The organism is Facklamia sp. HMSC062C11, assembly GCF_001810675.1.
Lineage (GTDB): Bacteria > Bacillota > Bacilli > Lactobacillales > Aerococcaceae > Facklamia > Facklamia hominis.
Genome location: NZ_KV802403.1, coordinates 198,500 through 199,220, shown reverse-complemented (window position 1 = coordinate 199,220; position 721 = coordinate 198,500). Strand labels below are relative to the sequence as shown.

Sequence of the window (721 nt, the reverse complement as noted above, 5' to 3'; positions counted from 1 at the left end):
CTGTTAAATTACATCTCATTAATCCTATTTGATAAAGTTATCACTACATCAATAACCTTATCAAAAGTCAGATCATCAATATACTTATTTTCATTAAGATATACATCCCAAAAGGATCTTAAGTATGAATCTTCATTTATATCCTCGATTATTTCTTCATAGTCTTTTATTATTTCTTGACTTTCTCTTTTGTTGGAGGTTCTCTCTATTGCTTCTTTTAAAATTTCATAATCTATCTCTTCTATTTTCAGTTTCTGGGGGATATAAAAGTCTCTCTTTCGTGTTATTTTACTTAAACAAATCAGAGTGTGAGCCAGTTCTTACTAGAGATAACACTAAAACTTCTTCTATTTTTTCATATATCAACAAAAAATCTGGTTCTATATGACATTCTCGAGTCCCCTTGTAATTTCCAGCTAATAAATGATCTCTATATCTTTCATCAAGGGCTTCATCTTTTGCAATTTTCTCAATAATATCAAACAGTTTTTCAATATCTTTCCCTTGTTTCTTAGCCTGATTTAGGTCCTTTTTAAATTTCTTTGTAAACTTTATTTTATACTTCAAGGGCTTTCCTCAAGTCATCCATATTATCATAAGCTGTAACGTTCTTATCTTTAGCTATCATTCTTCCTTCGTCGATAGCTTTTATAGTCTCAACATTTGGAATATCAAGTTTTAAATCAAAGGGAATGCCACTTTCTCTAATACTTGCCCTTAA

At 29.7% G+C, this 721-nt stretch carries 1 protein-coding gene and 1 pseudogene; both read right to left on the bottom strand.

The window, feature by feature from the left end; translation table 11 throughout:
• Positions 1-8: 8 nt before the first annotated feature.
• Positions 9-284, bottom strand: a pseudogene (locus tag HMPREF2758_RS09050) (nucleotidyl transferase AbiEii/AbiGii toxin family protein); the annotation flags it as partial.
• 4 nt (positions 285-288) lie between these two features.
• Positions 289-567, bottom strand: a complete 279-nt coding sequence (locus HMPREF2758_RS06500) for a type II toxin-antitoxin system YafQ family toxin (protein ID WP_070609678.1) — start codon at positions 565-567, stop codon at positions 289-291.
• Between the last annotated feature and the right edge of the window lie 154 nt (positions 568-721).